This is a genomic window from Cupriavidus sp. PB-02, assembly GCF_058252315.1.
Map to the genome: position 1 here is coordinate 756,204 of NZ_CM177695.1, position 19,221 is coordinate 775,424.

At 68.1% G+C, this 19,221-nt stretch carries 16 protein-coding genes and 1 pseudogene; 10 read left to right on the plus strand and 7 right to left on the minus strand.

Annotation, left to right across the window (positions count from 1 at the left end; genetic code table 11):
- Positions 1–16: 16 nt before the first annotated feature.
- Both AC10V3_RS24175 and AC10V3_RS24180 read left to right on the plus strand, forming a co-directional pair.
- A complete protein-coding gene (locus tag AC10V3_RS24175; protein ID WP_022537943.1) occupies positions 17–973 on the plus strand; it encodes a PDR/VanB family oxidoreductase in 957 nt (318 codons plus the stop codon).
- Between the two features lie 291 nt (positions 974–1,264).
- The gene (locus AC10V3_RS24180; protein WP_374063736.1) at positions 1,265–2,668 is read left to right on the plus strand and encodes an MFS transporter; all 1,404 of its coding nucleotides are present in this window, start codon (positions 1,265–1,267) and stop codon (positions 2,666–2,668) included.
- Positions 2,669–2,741: 73 nt separating this feature from the next.
- Here the strand turns inward: AC10V3_RS24180 and AC10V3_RS24185 are convergent, their stop codons facing one another.
- From AC10V3_RS24185 to AC10V3_RS24195, 3 genes are read right to left on the minus strand one after another with little or no spacing between them, the layout of a single operon-like run.
- Positions 2,742–3,695 (minus strand): tripartite tricarboxylate transporter substrate binding protein, encoded by a 954-nt coding sequence (locus tag AC10V3_RS24185; RefSeq protein ID WP_022537945.1) that lies wholly within the window; start codon positions 3,693–3,695, stop codon positions 2,742–2,744.
- Between the two features lie 54 nt (positions 3,696–3,749).
- Positions 3,750–4,625 (minus strand): isocitrate lyase/PEP mutase family protein, encoded by an 876-nt coding sequence (locus AC10V3_RS24190; protein ID WP_454752753.1) that lies wholly within the window; start codon positions 4,623–4,625, stop codon positions 3,750–3,752.
- Positions 4,622–5,794: a TauD/TfdA family dioxygenase gene (locus tag AC10V3_RS24195; protein ID WP_490924092.1), complete on the minus strand. Its 1,173-nt coding sequence runs from the start codon at positions 5,792–5,794 to the stop codon at positions 4,622–4,624. The genes AC10V3_RS24190 and AC10V3_RS24195 overlap by 4 nt, the downstream gene beginning before the upstream one ends.
- Positions 5,795–5,900: 106 nt before the next feature.
- On the opposite strand from AC10V3_RS24195, the gene AC10V3_RS24200 reads away from it, so the two are divergent.
- Positions 5,901–6,800, plus strand: coding sequence for a LysR family transcriptional regulator (locus AC10V3_RS24200; RefSeq protein ID WP_454752755.1), 900 nt, complete (start codon positions 5,901–5,903; stop codon positions 6,798–6,800).
- A gap of 87 nt (positions 6,801–6,887) precedes the next feature.
- Here the strand turns inward: AC10V3_RS24200 and AC10V3_RS24205 are convergent, their stop codons facing one another.
- On the minus strand, positions 6,888–7,403 hold the full coding sequence (locus AC10V3_RS24205) for a MarR family winged helix-turn-helix transcriptional regulator (protein WP_022537949.1): 516 nt from the start codon (positions 7,401–7,403) through the stop codon (positions 6,888–6,890).
- Between the two features lie 322 nt (positions 7,404–7,725).
- Between AC10V3_RS24205 and AC10V3_RS24210 the strand changes: the two genes are divergently transcribed.
- The 6 genes from AC10V3_RS24210 (at position 7,726) to AC10V3_RS24235 (ending at position 14,091) form a co-directional block, all read left to right on the plus strand.
- Positions 7,726–8,718 (plus strand): Bug family tripartite tricarboxylate transporter substrate binding protein, encoded by a 993-nt coding sequence (locus tag AC10V3_RS24210; protein ID WP_022537950.1) that lies wholly within the window; start codon positions 7,726–7,728, stop codon positions 8,716–8,718.
- Positions 8,719–8,767: 49 nt separating this feature from the next.
- Entirely contained in the window at positions 8,768–11,059 is a 2,292-nt protein-coding gene (locus tag AC10V3_RS24215) for a xanthine dehydrogenase family protein molybdopterin-binding subunit (RefSeq protein WP_490924093.1), read from the plus strand.
- Positions 11,052–11,918, plus strand: a complete 867-nt coding sequence (locus AC10V3_RS24220; protein WP_022537952.1) for an FAD binding domain-containing protein — start codon at positions 11,052–11,054, stop codon at positions 11,916–11,918. Before AC10V3_RS24215 ends, AC10V3_RS24220 begins: the two co-directional genes overlap by 8 nt.
- A gap of 9 nt (positions 11,919–11,927) precedes the next feature.
- On the plus strand, positions 11,928–12,404 hold the full coding sequence (locus AC10V3_RS24225) for a (2Fe-2S)-binding protein (RefSeq protein WP_022537953.1): 477 nt from the start codon (positions 11,928–11,930) through the stop codon (positions 12,402–12,404).
- A complete protein-coding gene (locus tag AC10V3_RS24230) occupies positions 12,394–13,137 on the plus strand; it encodes an SRPBCC family protein (protein WP_022537954.1) in 744 nt (247 codons plus the stop codon). Before AC10V3_RS24225 ends, AC10V3_RS24230 begins: the two co-directional genes overlap by 11 nt.
- Before the next feature lie 102 nt (positions 13,138–13,239).
- Positions 13,240–14,091 carry an IclR family transcriptional regulator gene (locus AC10V3_RS24235; protein ID WP_454752756.1) on the plus strand — a complete coding sequence of 284 codons (852 nt, stop codon included), beginning with the start codon at positions 13,240–13,242 and terminating at the stop codon, positions 14,089–14,091.
- A gap of 54 nt (positions 14,092–14,145) precedes the next feature.
- Here the strand turns inward: AC10V3_RS24235 and AC10V3_RS24240 are convergent.
- From AC10V3_RS24240 to AC10V3_RS24250, 3 genes and pseudogenes are all read right to left on the minus strand, one after another.
- A pseudogene (locus AC10V3_RS24240) lies at positions 14,146–14,697 on the minus strand (IclR family transcriptional regulator); the annotation flags it as partial.
- A gap of 125 nt (positions 14,698–14,822) precedes the next feature.
- Complete coding sequence (locus tag AC10V3_RS24245; protein WP_454752757.1) at positions 14,823–16,058, minus strand: acyl-CoA dehydrogenase family protein; 1,236 nt, start codon at positions 16,056–16,058, stop codon at positions 14,823–14,825.
- Between the two features lie 48 nt (positions 16,059–16,106).
- Complete coding sequence (locus tag AC10V3_RS24250) at positions 16,107–17,261, minus strand: acyl-CoA dehydrogenase family protein (protein ID WP_490924094.1); 1,155 nt, start codon at positions 17,259–17,261, stop codon at positions 16,107–16,109.
- 255 nt (positions 17,262–17,516) lie between these two features.
- Here AC10V3_RS24250 and AC10V3_RS24255 point away from each other — a divergent pair, with 255 nt between their 5' ends.
- Positions 17,517–19,064, plus strand: a complete 1,548-nt coding sequence (locus AC10V3_RS24255; protein ID WP_454752758.1) for an AMP-binding protein — start codon at positions 17,517–17,519, stop codon at positions 19,062–19,064.
- Positions 19,065–19,221: the final 157 nt, after the last annotated feature.

The window sequence follows — 19,221 nt, forward strand, 5'->3', positions numbered from 1 at the left end:
AAACGAAGGAAGCAGCATGAGTGCCCACCAGTCCCTGACCCTGCGTGTCCAGGCCATGCGTTACGAAGCGCGCGGCGTGGTCAGCATCGAATTGCAAGATCCCGAAGGGAAGACCCTGCCCGAGTACAGCCCGGGCGCCCATATCGACCTGCACCTGGGCAATGGCCTGGTGCGCAGCTACTCGCTGTGCGGTGCGCCGGAAGTGCGCCAGCGCTATACCGTGGGCGTGCTGCTGGACCGCGGCAGCCGCGGCGGCTCGCGCTATGTGCACGAGCAGCTGCGCGTGGGCACCACGCTGACCGTGGGCGCGCCGCGCAACAACTTCGCGCTGGACGAGTCCGCCGCGCACACCGTGCTGGTCGCCGGCGGCATCGGCGTCACGCCGATCGTCTGCATGGCGCGCCGGCTGGCCGAGCTGGGCAAGTCGTTCACGCTGCTGTACTGTGCGCGTTCGCGCGCCGAGGCGGCGTTTGTCGAGGCGCTGTCGGCGCATGGCGATGCGGTGCGATTCCACTTCGATGACGAGGCTGGCGTGCCGCCTGACCTGAAGGCAATGCTGGCCGGTCAGGATGCGCAGACGCACTTCTACTGCTGCGGCCCCGGCCCGATGCTCAAGGCATTCGAGGCCGCCTGCGAAGCGCACGGCTATCCGAATGTCCATATCGAGCGCTTTGCCGCTGACCCGTCGACCGAGGCGGTGCAGGAGGGCGAGTATGTGGTGTCGCTGTCGCGCACCGGTACCACCGTCAAGGTGCCGTCGGGCAAGTCGCTGCTGGACGCACTGCTCGATGCCGGCGTGGAGATGGACTACAGCTGCCGCGAAGGCGTGTGCGGTTCGTGCGAGACCGCCGTGCTGGAAGGCTGCCCGGACCACCGCGACAGCGTGCTGAGCAACAGCGAGCGCGCCAGCAACAAGACCATGATGGTGTGCGTCTCCGGCTGCAAGGGCAATCGCCTGGTGCTGGACCTGTAATTTCGCGACTGGGTGCTCCCCTCTCCCGCGTGCGGGAGAGGGGCGGGGGAGAGGGCAAGCGCTGGCCGCAGGCGACGCACTGCCACATTCCGATCTCCTCTTCAAAGGCCGCCGGGTGGTAGTTCCACGCGTGGATGCCGATCGCGAACGCCAGCCCTCTCCCCCGGCCTCTCTCCCGCAAGCGGGAGAGGGGAGCAAACCACCCCCACGAATCAAACGAGAAGTCCCGTGTTGACCCAGAGACAAGACGCAGCGCCGCCCGGCGCGCCGGTGGCCGCCACCGCAGGTATCGTGACCACGGCCGACAGCGCCAGCCAGGGCGCTGCCACGGCAACTGCCCGTACCGGCCCCGTCACCCGCGGCAACATCGTCGCCCGCATCGAACGCATGCCGGGCAACGCCATGCATATCCGCGCCCGGCTGCTGATCGGCCTGGCCACCTTCTTCGATGGCTTCGACGTCATCGCCATCGCCGCCACGCTGCCGCTGCTGATCGCGCAGTGGTCGCTGACGCCAGGCCAGATCGGCTTCCTGATCGCGGCGCCTTCGGTCGGCCAGCTGGTCGGCGCGCTGCTGTTCCCGGGGTTGGCCGAGCGCTTCGGCCGGCTGCGTTCGATCGGCTGGAGCGCGGGCATCATCGGACTGATGAGCATTGCCTGCGGCTTCGCGCCGTCATTCGAGATTTTCTTGCTGCTGCGCATCGTGCAGGGCCTCGGCCTTGGCGGTGAGCTGCCGGTGGCCGCCACCTATATCAACGAAGTCACGCGCGCGCATGGCCGTGGGCGCTTCGTGCTGCTGTACGAGGTGGTGTTCCCGATCGGCCTGATGGTGTCCAACGGCGTTGGCGCCTGGCTGGTGCCGCACTACGGCTGGGAGGTGATGTACTTCATCGGCGGCGTGCCACTGGTGCTGTTCTTCATCCTGCGCCGCGTGATCCCGGAATCGCCGCGCTGGCTGGCGGAGAAAGGCCGTCTTGACGAAGCCGATGCCGCACTGCGTGCGTTCGAGGCGCGCGCCAGGGGTCCGCTGCCGCCGCCGGTCAATGCCAGCAGCTACGACCGCATGACCCAGCACCCGCGCCGGCGCGTGCGTGACCTGGTCAGCAAGGCCTACCTCGGCCGCACGCTGGCGGTATGGATGTTGTGGGCGACCTGCGGCTTTATCCAGTACGGGCTGTCGACGTGGCTGCCTACGGTCTACAAGACTGTGTACCACGCGCCGCTGCAACTGGCGCTGAACCTTGCCGCCGGTGCTTCGGTGCTGGGTGTGGTCGGTTCGCTGGTATGCGCGATGATCGTCGACAAGGTCGGACGCAAGCCGGTGATCAACGTGTCGTTCCTGCTGTGCGCGCTGTCGCTGGTGCTGGCGGGCGTGTTCCACGCCTCCTCGGTATATGTGGTGGCGACCTTCTGTGCGCTGGCGATGGGCTTCCTCGCGAGCGGCTTTATCACCGCCTATGTCTATACGCCGGAGTTGTACCCGACTAGCGTGCGCGCGATGGGCTGCGGCCTGGGCGGAGCCTGGCTGAAGCTGGCGGCGATCTTTGCGCCCGGGTTGATTGCCGGCACCATCGGCAGCGGCAACCTCAGCGTCGCCTTCTTTGCGCTGGCGGTGGTGCCGGCGCTGGCGGCCATCACCGTGCATTTCCTGGGCATCGAGACCAAGGGTCGGGTGCTGGAGGAACTGGAGGTCTGAACGGGGGAGTGCTCGTCCCGTTCAGTTAGGGCCGCACCGTGATCCGGTGCGGCCTTTTTTCCTTCTGCGGGGCTCAGCTCATCCTCGCCCCGGTAACCGCCACCACCTTGGCCCAGCGCGCGATCTCGCTCTGCAGGAACTGCGTGAACTGGGCGGCATCGTTGCCCACCGGCACCAGGCCTTCGCCGGTCAGGCGCTTGCGCATGGCCGGCGACGCCACCGCGGCGCGCACGGATTTCTCCAGTTGCGCAACCAGGTCCGCCGGCATGCCGGCCGGGCCGAGCAGGCCATACCACGAGCTGTAATCGAAATTGGGTACCACGTCGGCGATCGGTGCGATCTGCGGGAACGTGGCCAGCCGCTTCAGGCTGCTGATGCCCAGGCCCTTGACCCGGCCGGCCTGGAGCAGGGGCTGCACGGTGGCGACATTGCCCAGCAGCAGGTCGGCCTGGCCGGCGACCACGTCGGCCACCGCAGGGCCCGCGCCCTTGTACGGCACGCTGACCAGGTCGATGCCGGCCTCATGCTTGAGCATCTCGCCGGCCAGGTGGTTGGCGCTGCCGAGGCCGGCCACGGCGATGCTGAGCTTGCCGGGTTTGGACTTGGCCAGCGCGATCAGCTCGCGCACGTTGTTCGCGCCCAGGTCGGGCCGCGACACCAGCAGCAGCGGTGAACTGGCGATCAGCGAGATCGGCGTGAAGTCCTTGATCGGATCGAACGGCTTCTTGTCGAATAGCGCGGGGTTGATGGCGTGGCTGGTGTAGCTGAGCAGCAGCGTGCCGCCGTCGGGGTCGGCCTTGGCCACCGCGGTCGCGGCGATATTGCCGGCCGCGCCGCCGCGGTTCTCGACAATAAAGGGATGCTTGAGGCGTTGCTCCAGTTCAGCGGCCAGCGCGCGGGCCACCAAGTCGGTGCCGCCGCCTGGCGTGGCGCCGACCAGCACCTTGGTCACGGCCGGGGCGGCCTGCAGGGTGCTGGGCAGCATCGTGCTGGCCGCCAGCAGCGCCAGGAATTCGCGTCGTTCCATGTTTTGTCTCCGTTTCTCTATTTATGTTTGTTCGATGGGCTGCGGCATGTGCCGTCAGTCGTCTTCCGCGTAGCGGCGGCCGGCATCGAGTAGTTGGGGCGTGCCGATCAGCCGGTTCAGTGCATCGAAGTCGTTCATTTCCTCCATGAAGGCGCGTGTGCTGCCATTGGCCTTGAGCCCGGCGAAGTAGTGCTGCAGCTGGTGCGAGAGGAAGCGCACGGTGCCGCCCGGGTAGATCACGATGCGATAGCCGCGCTCGCCCAGTTCGGACGCGCTCTGGATCGGCGTCTTGCCGCCCTCGACCATATTGGCCAGCAGCGGCACGCGCGCGCCGAAGCGGCCGCAGACGCGGTCCATGTCGGTGGCGGACATCACCGCCTCGATAAACAGCGCATCGACCCCGCAGGCCAGGTAGGCTTCGGCGCGCTCGATGGCAGCGTCCAGGCCTTCCACTGCGACCGCGTCAGTACGCGCCAGGATCAGCGTGTCGGCGTCATGGCGCGCGTCGAGCGCGGCTTGCAGCTTGCCGCACATCTCGCGCACCGACACCAGCGACTTGCCGGCGAGGTGGCCGCAGCGCTTGGGAAAGCCCTGGTCCTCCAGTTGGATCATGGCGGCGCCGGCGCGCTCGAAGGCGCGCACGGTGCGCTGCGTGTTGAGCGCGTTGCCGTAGCCGGTGTCGCCGTCGACGATCACCGGCAGCGATACGCGGTCGGTGATGCGCGCCAGCACGTCGGCGGTCTCGGTGGCGGTGGTCAGGCCCACGTCGGAGCGGCCCAGCAGCGTGTAGGCGACCGCGCCGCCCGAGAGGTACAGCGCTTCGAAGCCGGCCTGCTCGGCCAGCAGCGCGCTGAGCGCATCGTAGACGCCGGGCGCCAGCACCGGCTCGCGCCGGCGCAGGCGTTCCTTCAGCGAAGGGGAGGCGCTCATGCCGTAGCTCCCTCGGCGGCCTTGGCCGCATGCTCGGCCAGGATGCGCGCCATGTCTTCCTGGCGCACTTGCGGGCGCCAGGTCTCGAACGCCATGCCGAGCGCGGCCGCCTGGCGCTTCTCGTACTTGAGGAAGGCCTGCGTGATCTCGCTGCCGCGCACGCCGCCGCGCACCGATCCGGCACGCACGTCGCCGTAGTACTCCTTCCAGTCGTCGGGCAGCGGCTGCGAACCCGGCACGGCCAGCCACAGGCGGAACAGGTGGCGCTTGCGGTCCGGCTCCTCATAGTCCTCGAACGGCGTGCGCGAATGCAGGGTGACGTAGTTGTTCAGCAGCTGCATGTCGCCTTGCTCCAGCTCCATGGTGAAGCAAAGCTGATCGCTCGGCATCAGCTCGTCCAGCAAGTCCAGCGCCTCGACCTGCGCCGGCGTCAGGCGCGGCAGCTCGGCAAAGTCGCGCTGGGCCGCGTCGGTGTTCTTGCGGTTGGTGCGCGCCGAGAAATACTCGGGATGGCTGCCGAAGATCGGGCAGCGGTAGTACGGCGGCTGGCTGGGGTCCTGGGTGCCCTGGTAGCTGTGGAAGAAGGTGCCCTTGAGCACCGGGATCAGGTCGGGGCGGCGGCGCTGGACTTCGTCATGCAGTGCGATCGAGCTGATCACCTTGCTGGTGCCGCCCGCGCGGGCGGTGCGGCGGCACAGCAGGCCGACCACGTCGCATGAGTCCTGGTGGAAATCGAGCCCGGCATTGGTGTTGTAGCCGCGGCCGCCCTTGACTTTGTATTCGCCGCCTTCATTGCGCACGTCGTTCATGAACTGGCTGGCGCGGTTCTGCGTGCGACCCACGCCCATGTACAGGCTCATGCCCCAGTAGGCCAGGCGCGATTCTTCCTCGGTCCATTCGTCCACCGGGAAGCCCTTGACCAGGCACATGCCCCAGCCGCCCTGGGTGATGTCGATGGCGCGCTTGAGCACTGCGCGCGCGGCCTGGTGGAGCGGGAAGTCGGCCTGTTCCATCTCCAGCAGCGGCTTGTTCAGCGTCTTGGCGTGGTCGAGGGCGTCGCGCATGCCCTGGATTTCTGCCTCGTTCATGCGCAGGATCCAGGAGCGGTCGTCGCGAGCCTGTTGGGCGGTCCAGGCGACGGGGCGTTGCGATGCGGCGATGGGTGACATGTGGGGGCTCCTTCGGGTCTTTGTGCATGACGTTGGAAGCAAGTCTAGCGACGTCGCCTATCATTAGAAAAGCGAACATATTTGAGTTACTTCATAAGAGTTTTTGATGAAGATCGAGACCTTCCATACGCTCGAAGGCGTGCTGCAGACCGGCACCTTCGCCGGCGCCGCGCGCCAGGCCAACGTCACGCCCAGCGCGGTCAGCATGCAGATGAAGCAGCTCGAGCAGTACCTGGGCAAGCCGCTGTTCGACCGTTCCGGGCTGCAGGCGCGGCCCAACCAGCTCGCGCACGAGGTGGCCGACACCATGCGCCAGGCGCTGCAGAACCTGGAGGCGCTGCGCGCCGGCAGCGGGCTGGCGGTGGAAGGAGTGGTGCGGCTGGGGGTGATCGAGTCGCTGCAGCCGGTCGTGCTGCCCGGCATCGTGCGCTATGTGCGCGAGCGTCATCCCAAACTGGAGCTGCGCCTCGTGCGCGGCCGCAGCAGCACGCTGACGGCCTCGGTCAAGGCGGGGGATATCGATGCGGCGCTGGTGGCGCAGCCGGCAGGCGGCGGCTCGGCGCGGCTGCGCTGGACGCCGATGATGCGGCGCGAACTGATGCTGATCGCACCACCCGCGTCCACCGAGGCCAACGTGGCCTCGCTGTTCCGGCTGTACGACTGGATCCGCTACGACCGCAATACCGTGTCAGGCGCCATGGCTGCGCAATACGTGCATACGCACGTGTCCGAAATCCGCGGCACGCTGGAATTCGACAGTGCGTCGGCGATCGTGGCGATGGTCAGTGCCGGGCTGGGTGTGTCGATTCTGCAGGGGCCCGATCCGACGCTGGTGCAGAACTACCCGGTGCGGCTGGTGCGGCTGGGCCGTGCGGCGCCGGTGCTGACCCTGTCGATGGTGACGCGCAAGGGTGATGACGACAATCGCTCGGTGGCCGCTGTGCGCGACGCCATGCGGATGACGTTGGCTTCGTACCAGCGCCAGAACGTGGCGGCGCGGCACTGAGGCGTCGTGAGGGCCGGGTTCGGGCACCCGGCAAGCCGTGTTTGTGACGGTTCCAGCAGCGCAGTTCGGCCGGAACGATATTCTTTGTCAGCCCTGCGCGCGCAACAGCTTGCGCAACCCCTGGTAGACCGCCTCGCGCTCTTCCGGCGAAAGCTGCCGGATCACCTGCGCCTGCCCCCGCCGCGCCAGCGGCATCACCTGGTCGTGCAGCGCGGCGCCGGCTTCGGTAATCGCGCAGATCAGCTTCTTGCGCGGCGTGTTGCCTGTCGAGGTCAGGTGCACCAGCCCGCGCTCTTCCAGCAGCCGCAGCGTGCGGCTCACCAGCGCCTTGTCCGACGTTGATTGCTTCACCAGCTCCGCAAAGGGCAGTTCGCGCGCGTGCGCGAGCAGCGCAAGGATGCGCCACTCCGGCACGGTCAGCCCGAACTGCTCGGCATATGGCTTCGTCACCGTGCTGCGCAGCGCGGTGACCAGCTGGCTCAGCATCGTGGTCAGGAAATTGTCGACGGTCAGGCCGCTGCCGGCCTCGTCGAGGTCGGTCCAGGGGCTGGCAGGGATGTCTGGCGCGGGCTGGCCCTTCGCGGGCGCGGCGTCACGGGGCATGCGGTCCTCTTGATCGAATCTGTCGGCAATGGAATGTCAGGGCCGGTTGGCGGGCCAGATTGTCTCATATGCGGCATCCGAATCCGCCGGGGTGTGTTGCTGTCGATACTCCGAAACCGGTATGTGAGTATATATAAATGTCAATTAGGGTTTAACGTAAGTTGAGTTGTCAATATTGGCGACCTAGGATGCTTGTGTTCCTGATGTGAACGTAAGTTTCGCTAATAAAACAACCGAAGCGTTGTAACCCCGAGCCAACCCTGTTTCCGCGGTGCGCACAACAGCCCACTCCACACCGCGAATGCCCCCACAGGAGCTGTTGATGAGACAAGACCGCCCCCGCCGTATCTTCCTTGCCGCCACTGCCATGGCCGCCTTCACGCTGGCCGCTGGCAGCCCGCTGGCAAGCGCCGCCTGGCCCGCCAGGACCGTGACCATGGTGGTCGCCTATCCGCCCGGCGGCGACACCGACGCCATGGCGCGCCTGTATGCCGACAAGCTGTCCGCGCGCCTGAAGCAGCCGGTGATCGTCGAGAATCGCCCAGGCGCCGGCGGCGTGGTCGGCGCGAGCTTTGTCAGCCGCGCGCAGGCCGACGGCTACACGCTGCTGTACACGCCCAACCCGTTCACCCTCGCACCGATGGTGCTCAAGCTCGCGCCCGCGGCCAGCTATGACCCGCTGCACGGCTTCACCCCGGTGATCCAGACCGCGGTGCAGGCGGTGCTGCTGGTGGCGAATCCGGCGGCGGGCGTAAAGACCGTCAGCGAGATGGTCGCCGCGGCCAAGGGGGGCAGGGCGCTGACCTACGGCAGCCCCGGCGCCGGTTCGCCGATGCATATCGCCGGCGAGATGCTCAACCGCGCCGCCGGCGTGAAGATCCAGCACGTGCCGTACAAGGGCGTGGCGCCCGCGGTCAACGACGTGGTGGCGGGGCATGTGAACTTCGCCTATGTCACGCTGGGCCCGGTGGCGCAGTACATCAACACCGGCCGGCTGATCCCGCTGGCGATCACCGACGCGAAGCGCTCGCCGCTGCTGCCCAACGTGCCGACGCTGGCCGAGCTTGGCTACAAGGATGTGGTGGTCGGCGCCTGGCATGGCGTGATGGCACCCAAGGGCACGCCGGCCGAGGTGGTCAAGGTGTTGAACCAGCAGCTCAACGACGTGATCCGTATGCCTGACGTGACCGAGAAGATGGCGACCTTCGGCGCCATCCCGGTGGGCGGCGCGCCGGCCGCGCTGGAAAAGGTCAACGCGTCCGACTACGAGCGGCTGGGCAAGGTCATCCGCGACCTGGCCATCACCGCGGAATGACGCCGGCCAGCGCATCGCATTCATGCAATCCGACAAGCAGGAGACCGGCATGAGCAAGGCCATCGTGGGAACCTCAACACCGCAGGTGACCGCACGGGAAAAGGTCATGGGGCGCGCGCAATATGCCGGCGACATCAGGTTGCCCGGCATGCTGCACGCCAAGGTGCTGCGCAGCCCGCACCCGCATGCGCGCATCGTCGGCATCGATACGTCGGCGGCAAAGGCGCTGCCCGGCGTGAAGCTGGTGGTGACCGGGCATGACGTGCCCACGCGCAACTGGGGCCCGCACCGCAAGGAGCAGCGCATCCTGGCGTGTGGCGTGGTGCGCCATGTCGGCGAGGAAGTCGCGGCGGTGGTCGCGGTCAGCGAGGAAATCGCGCGCGATGCGCTGGACCTGATCCGCATCGAGTACGTGCCGCTGCCGGCGCTGCTGACGCCGGCAGCGGCCCTGGCCAAGGGCGCGCCGGAACTCCACCCCGGCACGCACAATATTGGCCATGAGATGCGGATCGAACGTGGCGACGTGGAGGCGGGTTTTGCCGCGGCGGCCGCGGTGTATGAAGCCACCTACGACATGCACTCGCAGTACCCCGGCTACCTGGAGCCGATGGCCTCGGTCGCGGCGCAGGACGGCAACGGGCGGCTGACGCTATGGGCCTCGACGCAGTCGGTGTTCCTGGCCCGCGCGCGGCTGGCCGAGGCGCTGGACCGGCCCGCGTCGACCATCCGCGTGGTGCAGGCCACCACCGGCGGCGGCTTCGGCGCCAAGATCGTCGAGGAGAACAACAGCCTGATCTGCGCCTTCCTGGCGAGCCGGCTGGAGCGCCCCGTGCGGCTGGTCAACAGCCGGCTGGAAGATTTCCAGGGCGCGCGCGCCAGCGTGCCGATGAAGGTTTGGCTGCGCATGGGGTTGTCGGCCGACGGCGTGATCCTCGCCAAGGACGTGCGCATCGTCGCCGAATGCGGCGCGTACTCGGGCCTGGCCGGCGACGTGATGCACGTCACCGCGATGCGCAGCGACAATATGCACCGCGTGCAGAACGTGCGCTCGCACGCGGTGATGGCCTATACCAACAACCCGCCGCGCGGCGCCTTCCGCGGCTTTGGCGGGCAGCAGATGCAGTTCCCGCTGAACTGCCACCTGACCGTGCTGGCCGGCATGATCGGCATGGACCCGGTGGAGGTGCACAAGCGCAACGCGATCGGCGCGGGCGAGACCAGCGTGCACGGCTGGAAGATCAGCAGCACCGGCATGGAAGAGTGCCTGGACATGACCCGCAAGGCCATCGGCTGGGACGAGAAACGCGCCGCCCCGCGCAGCACCGGCACGCGCCGGCGCGGCGTCGGGATTGCCGCGGCGATGCACGTCAGCGGCAACCGCACGCTGGGCAACTGGGACGGCTCGACCATCCTGCTCAAGGTCAATGAGGACGGCCGCGTGATGCTGCAGACCAGCGAATGCGACATCGGGCAGGGCGCCAACACCATGCTCAGCCAGATCTGTGCGCAGGAACTGAACATCCCGTTGTCGCACGTGACCGTGATGGCGCCCGACACGGATACCGCGCCGTTCTGCCTGGGCTCGCTGGCCTCGCGCGTGACCATCATCTCCGGCAACGCGGTGCTGCGCGCTGCGCGCAAAGCGCGCGCGAAGCTGCTGGCGCTGGCGGCGGAAAAGCTCGGCGTCGATGCGGAGCGGCTGGTGATCGCCGACGGCCGTATCAGTGCGCAGGACCAGCCGGACAAATCCGCCACGCTGGCCGAGATCGCGCGGCTGCATATCTTCCGTCACGGCGGCGAGGGCATCCACGTGCGCGCCACCTACGACGCGCCCACGGTGATGCATGACGCCGACTACTACGGCAACGTCGCGCCGGCGCATTCGTTCGCGGTGCAGGCGGTGGAGGTAGAAGTCGACACCAGCACCGGCCAGGTCACCGTGATCGACAGCTTTGTCGCAGACGACTGCGGCAAGGCGATCAACCCGCTCGCGGTGCACGGCCAGACCCACGGCGCCACCGTGCAGGCGATCGGCTGGACCCTGTATGAAAACCTGCATTACGAGGATGGCCGGCTGATGAACGGCAACTTTGCCGACTACACCATGCCTACCGCCGATGCGGTGCCGATGCTGCGCACGGACGTGGTCGAGTCGAACGATCCCAATGGACCGTATGGCGCCAAGGGGGCCAGCGAAACCGCGATCCTGCCGGGTGCGGCGGCGATCGCCAATGCCGTCTTCGACGCCGTGGGCGTGCGCATCCAGTCGCTGCCGATCACGCCGGAGAAGGTGCTGGCGGGTCTGCGCGAACTGAGGGAGCAGGGGGCTACCAATGCGTGATTTCGAGTTCCTGGAGCCGGCGACCGTGGCCGAGGCGAGCCGCATGCTGGCCGACCTCGGCGATAGCTGCCGCATCTTCGCAGGCGGCACCGCACTGATGCTGGGCATGCGCCAGCGCATGCTGACGCCGAGCCACCTGGTGTCGCTGGGGCGGCTGGACGCGCTGCGGGGGATCAGCTTCGATGCGCGCGAAGGCCTGCGCATCGGCGCGCTGACGCTGCATGCCGAGGTGGCGCGCTCGCCGCTGGTGCAGGCGCATTACCCGATGCTGGCCAGCATGGCCGCGCGCGTGGCCAATCCGCAGGTGCGCAACCAGGGCACGCTTGGCGGCAACCTCTGCTATGCCGATCCCGCCACCGATCCGCCTGGCTGCCTGATGGCGCTCGGCGCGCAGATCGTGGTCAGCGGCGGCAACGGCGAGCGCGTGATCGATATCAAGGACTTCCTGGTCGACTACTACGTCACCGCACTGGCACCGGACGAGGTCGTCACGCAGATTCGCCTGCCCGCGCCCGGCGTGGGCGCCGATGGCCGCTATGCGCGCTTCCTGCGCACGGCCGCCGAACATCGGCCACTAGCCAGCGTGGCGCTGGCGGTGCGTCGCGAAGGCGCGTTCTGCGCCGAGGCGCGGCTGGCGGTAGGCGCATCCACGCCGATCCCGGCCAGGCTGCGCCGTGCCGAGGCGCTGCTGGCCGGCAAGGCCGTCACCGCGGAACTGGCCGAGGAAGCGGCAGCCATCGTCGCCGCGGACATCAACGCAGTCTCGGACATGCGCGGGTCCGAAAGCTACCGGCGCGAAATGGTGCGGGTAGTCACGCGCCGCACCATCGCCGAGTTGTTCGGCGTGGCATCCGAGTAAGGAGTCCTCATGAACAAAGTCAGCATCGAACTCACCGTCAACGGTGAAGAACACCAGGTGGAAGTGCTGGCCCGGCGCCTGCTTTCCGACCTGTTGCGCGACGACCTGAACCTGACCGGCACCAAGCGCGGCTGCGAGACCGGCATTTGCGGCGCCTGCTCCGTGCTGGTCGACGGCGAGGTGGTCAAGTCCTGCCTGATGCTCGCCGTGCAAGTGCGCGGGCGCCATGTGATGACCGTGGAAGGACTGGCCGCCGACGGGCAGCTCCATCCGCTGCAGCAGTGCTTCATGGACAACGGCGGGCTGCAGTGCGGCTACTGCACGCCGGGCTTCCTGATGGCCTCGTGCGCGCTGCTCGCCAATAACCCCAACCCTACGGCAGAAGAGGTCCGCCACGGCCTGAACGGCAACCTGTGCCGCTGCACCGGCTACGTCGGCATCGTCGAATCCATCCTGTCCGCCGCGGAGAAAATGCGTGGAAATTGAAAAGACCCTCATCACCGCGGCGCCGCCGGCGCGCGTGTGGGAGCTGCTGCTCGACCCCAACGTGATGGGCGCCTGCGTGCCCGGCATGGAATCCATCGAAGTGCTCAGCGATGTCGAGTACATCGCGCACATGGTGGTCAAGATCGCCTTTATCAACGCGCGTTTCCGGCTGCATACGAAGATCGTCGAGACGCGGGCGCCGCATTACCTGCGCACCGAGGGCACCGGCGAGGATGCCTCGGTGGCCAGCTCGCTGCGCCAGTCGAGCGAGATCTTCCTGACCGGGCAGGATGATGGCTCGACGCAGCTGCGGATCAAGGTGCAGGTCGATGTGCTGGGCCGGCTGGGCACCTTCGGCCTGAGCGTGATGAAGACCAAGGCCGACCGCATGTGGGACGAGTTCGGCGCCAACCTGCTGGCGCGGCTGTCGCCTGACAACGCAACGGTTGCCGCGCCACAACCTGCGCCCCGGCGGCCGGAAGCCGCTGCGGGACAGGGACCGGTCGCGGTCAACGGCCATGCGGTGCTGCCGGCGCCATCCGTGCCGGCGGCCGCGGCCATGGGCGGGCTGTTCGCCCGCTGGTTCGGCCGCGGCGAGGCCGCGCGCGGCCCCCACAGCGACATCTGCGTCGAACTGCGCCGACGTGACGAAACCGTCGTGGTGCGCTGGCCGGCGGCGCATGGCGAGCAGTGCGCGGCCTGGCTGCGCGATTACCTGCGCCAGGAGGCATAGCGGGCGCAGGGCAGGGTTTTGTCCGCAATACGGGTACCCTACGGGTCGCAGGCGTGATATATGGGAACGTTACGCCAAGACCGAATATTGCAGAGACAGACCATGACTACCGATTCGCCGCAGGATGAGGCCCAGGAGAGCGGCCAGGGTAGCGCCCAGGATAGCGGCCAGGACAAATACATCGTGCCGGGGCTGGAGCGCGGCCTGCGGCTGCTGGGCGAGTTCAGCAGCCGCGAGCGCACCTTGTCGGCCGCCGAGCTGGCGCGCCGGCTCAAGGTGCCGCGTTCTACCGTGTTCCGGCTGCTGGCCACGCTGGAAATGATGGGCTTCGTCGAGCGCACCGATGGCGGGCGCGAGTTCCGCCTCGGCATGGCGGTGCTGCGCCTTGGCTTCGACTACCTGGCGTCGCTGGAACTGACCGAGTTGGGCCGGCCGCTGCTGGACCGGCTGCGCGACGAGATCCACTACCCGTGCAACCTGGTGGTGCGCGACGGTCGCTCGATCGTCTACGTGGCCAAGTCGGTGGCGGCGCGGCCGTTTGCCAGCACGGTCAATGTCGGCACGCGGCTGCCGGCGCACGCCACCGTGCTGGGGCGCGTGCTGCTGGAGGACCTGTCGCTGGAAGAGCTGCGCGCGCTGTATCCGGAGGAGCGGCTGGAGGTCTACTCCGAAAGCACCCCGCGCACCGTCGAGGAGCTGTACGAGATGGTCCAGCGCGACCGCCAGCGCGGCTATGTGCTGCACGAAGGATTCTTCGAGGCCAGCATCTCGACCATCGCGGCGCCGGTGCGGGACCGCAGCGGGAAGGTCGTGGCGGCGCTGGGCGCGACCATCCCGGCCGCGCGCATCGACCCGGACCAGCTCGACATCGTGGTGGAAAAGGTCAGGCAGTCGGCCGCCGAGCTGTCGCGCCTGCTCGATTACCGGCCGCAGGTGCCCAAGCCGTTCGTCTGACCGGCCATCCGACTGGAAGCGATATGCTTACCGCGGAATAGTGCGGAGTCGCCTTCAGCGTGAGCGTTCGGGGCGATAACCCATCAGCCCCGACAGGTCGCGCGCGGCCAGTTTGACCTCTTTCTCCACACGCTCGCGCAACGTGCCATCGTGCTCGAAGCGCTGCTGCGGCCCCGCCACGCTGATGGCGGCAATCACTTCGCCGTCGGCGCCGCGCACCGGTGCCGCACAGGAGTCGATGCCCGGTTCGTAGGCAGAAATGCTCCACGCGCAGCCCCGCTCGCGATCGGCGGCCAGGATATCGGCCAGCCGCGCATGGGTGGCCGGGCTCTGGCCGGTCACGGTCGGCAGCGGGTCCGGCCCCAGCAACTCGCGCAGCGTCTCCGGAGGCAGCTCGGCGATCAGCATCCGGCCGGGCGTGGTCAGGTGCGCGGCAACACGGCTGCCCACCTGGATATTGCTGACCAGGGCGGCTTCGGGCATATGGCGCAGCAGGTAGAGCGCATGACCGCCGTCGCGCACGACCAGGTAGGCCGACAGCTGCAGCGACGCGCTGAGACGCGTCAGCACCCGGCCTGCGAAGATGGTCAGGTCGTTGGCCGCCAGCAAACCGGCTGAGATGGCGTCAACCAAGGGTGAACCCTAGGCCGTGACAGATGGGACAAAAGGCCAGCCGCACATGGCGGCTGGCCTTGGAGAACGTCCGCTGCCGGCGGGCGGCGACCTGCCGCTCAGAGCCCGAGCACGAGCTTGGCGATGATGTTGCGCTGGATCTCGTTGGACCCGCCGTAGATCGACGCCTTGCGATAGTTGAAATAGCGCGGCGCCAGCACCGCGGCATAGTCCGGCCCGACGCGCGGCGCGGCCTCGCGGCCTTGCAGCTCGGCCCAGGTGTCCCGCACGAACGGTAGCGCCGCCGGGCCGGCGGCTTCCACCGCCAGTTCACTGGCCGCCTGCAGCGTCTCCGTGCCCGTGAGCTTCAGCATGCTCGAAGCCGCGCCGACCGAACTGCCCGATTCCAAGCCCGAGAACACGCGCAACTCCACCGCTTCGAGCGCCGCGGCGCGCACGTGCAGCGCCGCCAGCTTGCGGCGGAAGGCGGGGTCGTCCAGCAACCGGCCACCGTCGTCGGCGGGCTGGTCGGCGGCAATGTCGGCAATCTTGGCCAGCTGCTTGCGCAGCATCGGGCTGTAGGTGCCGCCGCGCTCGAACTCCAGCAGGTACTTGGCACAGGTCCAGCCCTTGCCTTCTTCGCCGATGCGGTTTGTCACCGGCACGCGCACGTTCTCGAAGAAGACCTGGTTCACTTCCTGCTGGCCGGCCATGGGGCCGTCCAGCGTCGGCAGCGGCGACACCGTGATGCCGGGCGTATGCATGTCGAGCAGCAGGAAGGAGATGCCTTCCTGGCGCTTCGATTCGCGGCTGGTGCGCACCAGGCAGAACATCCAGTCGGCCCACTGCGCGTGCGTGGTCCAGATCTTGGAGCCGTTCAGGACGTAGTACTCGCCGTCGCCATCGGTGACGCGCTCCGCGCGCATCTGCAGCGAGGCCAGGTCCGAGCCTGAGTTGGGCTCGGAATACCCCTGGCACCACCAGACGTCGGAAGCCAGGATCGGCGGCAGGAAGCGCGCCTTCTGCTCGGGCGTGCCGTACTTCATGATCACCGGCGCCACCATCTTCAGGCCCATCGGCGATACCGGCGGGCAGCCGGCGGCGGCCAGCTCGGACTGGAAGATAAAGCGCTGGGTCGCGTTCCAGCCCGGGCCGCCGTATTCCTCGGGCCAGTTGGGCGCGGCCCAGCCGCGCGCATGCAGCGCCTTTTGCCAGCGCACCTGGCCGGCCTTGTCGAGGTAGCCGTTCTTGGACTGCGCCATCATGGCGCGCAGGTCGGCGTCATGGGCCTGGGCGATCCAGGCGCGTACGTCTTCACGGAACTGCTGGTCTTGCGGGGAGAAATCGAGATGCATCGACGGGCCTCGCTGGGATAGTCGTCTGGGTTGGCGGGGAGGCGGGCCTTATGCCGCGGCAGGATAGAGCAGGTCGGCGTAGCGGCGCAGGTGGTGTTCGGCCGAACCCATCTGCAGGTCGATCGCCGTGACGCGCTTGAAGTAGTGGCCTACCGCCAGTTCTTCGGTGACGCCCATGCCGCCGTGGATCTGCACCGCGGCCTGGCCGACGAAGGCACCCGCCTGGCCTGCCTGGATCTTGGCCGCGCACGCAGCCTGCGCACGGACCTCCGGCGCACTCGTCGCACTCGCCGCCTGCATCGCCGCCACCTGGGTCAGCCCCACTGACTGCTCGAGCTGCATATACATGTCGGCCATGCGGTGCTGCAGCACCTGGAAGGTACCGATCGGGACGCCGAACTGCTTGCGCTGGCGCGCGTAGTCGATGGTGTCGGCCAGCATGCGCGCCATCGCGCCGTTGGCTTCGGCGGCGAGCGCGACCATGGCTTCGTCGCACAAGCGCTCGATCAATGCGAACGCTTCACCTTCGGCGCCGATGCGCTGGCTGGCTGGAACCTGCACGCCGTCGAGCAAGACCTCGGCGGCGCGCTGGCCGTCGAAGGTTGGGTACTCGCGCAGACCCACGCCCGGCGTATCGCGCGCGATCCAGAACAGGCTGATGCCGTCGCGGTCACGGCGCGTGCCGGCGGTGCGGGCGCTGACCACCAGGTGCGAGGCGAACGGCGCGCCGACCACCGCATGCTTTCGTCCGCTTAGCTTGTAGCCGTCGCCCTGGCGCGTGGCAGTCGCCTGCACGTCGTGGCGGCAGTAACGGCTGGCGGGTTCAGCGTGGGCCCAGGCCGCGGTCGCTTCGCCGCCGATGATGGCCGGCACCCACTGCGCCGCCAGTTCGGGGTCGCCGTGCACCAGCGCGCCGCCGCCCAGCACCACCGTGCCCAGGTAAGGCTCCAGCACCAGGTGGCGGCCGAACTGCTCCATCACGATCATGTGCTCGGCCGCGCCGCCGCCCAGGCCGCCCAGCGTCTCGGGGAAGGCCGCGCCGAGGATGCCGAGTTCGCGTGCGAACGCGCGCCAGCAATCCGGGCGCCAGCCCGCGGCGGATTGCGTGGCAGCGCGACGCGCTTCGAAATCATAGTGATCGGCCAGGTAACGCGCGATCGTGTCGCGCAGCATCGACTGTTCTTCGCTGAACTGGAAATCCACCGTGGCTCCTTCGGATTGGGGATGAGACGTGACTGCGGTCGTCTGCCGGGCATGATCCGGCCGAGCCGCCGGGTGGCGCATCGTCGCATCGGACGAAGCCGCGCGGCCGGGGCAAAGTCCCGTTTTATGCGGCGCTGCGGCAAACCTTGGCCGCGGCGCTTCGTCGCTTCCGACGATGGTTGAACCGCCGGGCCTTCCCAGAATGCGGGATTGGCAATCGCCTATACCGTGACACCTGTCGAGGAGCTCAACGTCATGCATCCGCACATCCACGCGCAGCGCACGCCAGACAAGCCGGCCGTCATCATGGGCAGCAGCGGCGCAGTCGTCACCTACCGCGAGCTCGACGCGCGCTCCAACCAGGTCGCCCAGCTGTTCCGCGCGCGTGGGCTGCGGCCGGGCGACCGCGTCGCCTTCATGGTGGAGAACCATCCGCGGCTGTTCGAGCTGTGCTGGGGTGCGCAACGCAGCGGCATCGTCTTCATCTGCCTGAGCACGCGGCTGAACGTGGCCGATGCCGCCTACATCGTCAACGACAGTGGCGCGAAGATGCTGGTGACCACGCAGGCGCAGGCCGAAACCGCCGCGGCGCTGGCCGGGCAGACGCCTAACCTGATCGGCAGGCTGATGCTGGACGGCACCGTGCCGGGCTACGAGGCCTATGAAACGGTGTTGCGCCGCTGCCCGGGCACGCGCATCGAAGACGAGGCCACCGGCGGCGACATGCTCTATTCCTCCGGCACCACCGGCCGGCCCAAGGGCGTGTTCGCGGCGCCGGCAAGCCCGCGCATCGACGATCCCACGCCGCTGACGGCGCTGTGCCAGCGGCTCTACGGCTTCGATGCCGACACGCGCTACCTGTCGCCCGCGCCGCTGTATCACGCCGCGCCGCTGCGCTACAACATGACCGTGCAGGCGCTGGGCGGCACCTCGGTGGTGATGGAGCATTTCGACGCGGAGCAGTTCCTGCAGCTGGTGCAGCAGCACCGCATCACGCATACGCAGCTGGTGCCGACGATGTTCTCGCGCATGCTCAAGCTGTCCGAGGCACAGCGGCTCGCATACGACGTATCGTCGCTGCGCGTGGCGATCCACGCGGCCGCGCCGTGCCCGGTGCAGGTCAAGGAAGCGATGATCGACTGGTGGGGCCCGGTGATCTGGGAGTACTACGCCGGCACCGAAGGCAACGGCGTGACCGTGGTCAGCACCCAGGAGTGGCAGCAGCGCAAGGGCACGGTGGGGCGGGCGATGATCGGCAAGCTGTGTATCTGCGGCCCGGACGGCGAGCTGATGCCGCCGGGCGAGCCAGGCACGATCTACTTTGCCGAGGGCCGCGCCTTCGCCTACCACAACGACGACGCCAAGACCGCGGAGTCGCGCCACCCGCAGCATCCGGACTGGAGCACCATCGGCGATATCGGCTACGTGGACGAGGAGGGCTACCTGTATCTGACCGACCGCAAGGCCAACATGATCATCTCCGGCGGCGTCAACATCTATCCGCAGGAGGCCGAGAACCTGCTGATGACGCACCCCAAGGTGATGGACGTGGCCGTGATCGGCGTGCCCAACGAAGACTTCGGCGAAGAGGTCAAGGCCGTGGTGCAGCCCATCGACATGGCGCAGGCCGGGCCGGAACTGGCCGCCGAGCTGATCGCCTTCTGCCGCGCTAGTTTGTCCTCGATCAAGTGCCCACGCTCGGTGGACTTCGCCGCCGAGCTGCCGCGCCTGCCGACCGGCAAGCTGCTCAAGCGGCTGCTGCGCGACCGCTACTGGGCCGGGCACGCCAACAAGCTGGTGTGACACCAGTGCCGGCGGCGCGGTGCTGCCAGCGCCGGCCGCCGGATCTCCCTTTGCTGCGTCGCCCGTACTCTGCCTGAAACGCGCCGGCCATCGCACCGCCACTGTTTACGCCATAATTCCGTGTTCCATCCCAGTCACGCCCGCCCCGGCCTGCACC

What these genes read in the sequence shown, in the direction of transcription:
- AC10V3_RS24175 (WP_022537943.1), top strand. Translation starts at nt 17, where the DNA reads ATGAGTGCCCACCAGTCCCTGACCCTGCGTGTCCAGGCCATGCGTTAC.
- AC10V3_RS24185 (WP_022537945.1), bottom strand. Translation starts at nt 3,695, where the DNA reads ATGGAACGACGCGAATTCCTGGCGCTGCTGGCGGCCAGCACGATGCTG.
- AC10V3_RS24190 (WP_454752753.1), bottom strand. Translation starts at nt 4,625, where the DNA reads ATGAGCGCCTCCCCTTCGCTGAAGGAACGCCTGCGCCGGCGCGAGCCG.
- AC10V3_RS24195 (WP_490924092.1), bottom strand. Translation starts at nt 5,794, where the DNA reads ATGTCACCCATCGCCGCATCGCAACGCCCCGTCGCCTGGACCGCCCAA.
- AC10V3_RS24200 (WP_454752755.1), top strand. Translation starts at nt 5,901, where the DNA reads ATGAAGATCGAGACCTTCCATACGCTCGAAGGCGTGCTGCAGACCGGC.
- AC10V3_RS24205 (WP_022537949.1), bottom strand. Translation starts at nt 7,403, where the DNA reads ATGCCCCGTGACGCCGCGCCCGCGAAGGGCCAGCCCGCGCCAGACATC.
- AC10V3_RS24210 (WP_022537950.1), top strand. Translation starts at nt 7,726, where the DNA reads ATGAGACAAGACCGCCCCCGCCGTATCTTCCTTGCCGCCACTGCCATG.
- AC10V3_RS24215 (WP_490924093.1), top strand. Translation starts at nt 8,768, where the DNA reads ATGAGCAAGGCCATCGTGGGAACCTCAACACCGCAGGTGACCGCACGG.
- AC10V3_RS24220 (WP_022537952.1), top strand. Translation starts at nt 11,052, where the DNA reads ATGCGTGATTTCGAGTTCCTGGAGCCGGCGACCGTGGCCGAGGCGAGC.
- AC10V3_RS24225 (WP_022537953.1), top strand. Translation starts at nt 11,928, where the DNA reads ATGAACAAAGTCAGCATCGAACTCACCGTCAACGGTGAAGAACACCAG.
- AC10V3_RS24235 (WP_454752756.1), top strand. Translation starts at nt 13,240, where the DNA reads ATGACTACCGATTCGCCGCAGGATGAGGCCCAGGAGAGCGGCCAGGGT.
- AC10V3_RS24245 (WP_454752757.1), bottom strand. Translation starts at nt 16,058, where the DNA reads ATGCATCTCGATTTCTCCCCGCAAGACCAGCAGTTCCGTGAAGACGTA.
- AC10V3_RS24255 (WP_454752758.1), top strand. Translation starts at nt 17,517, where the DNA reads ATGCATCCGCACATCCACGCGCAGCGCACGCCAGACAAGCCGGCCGTC.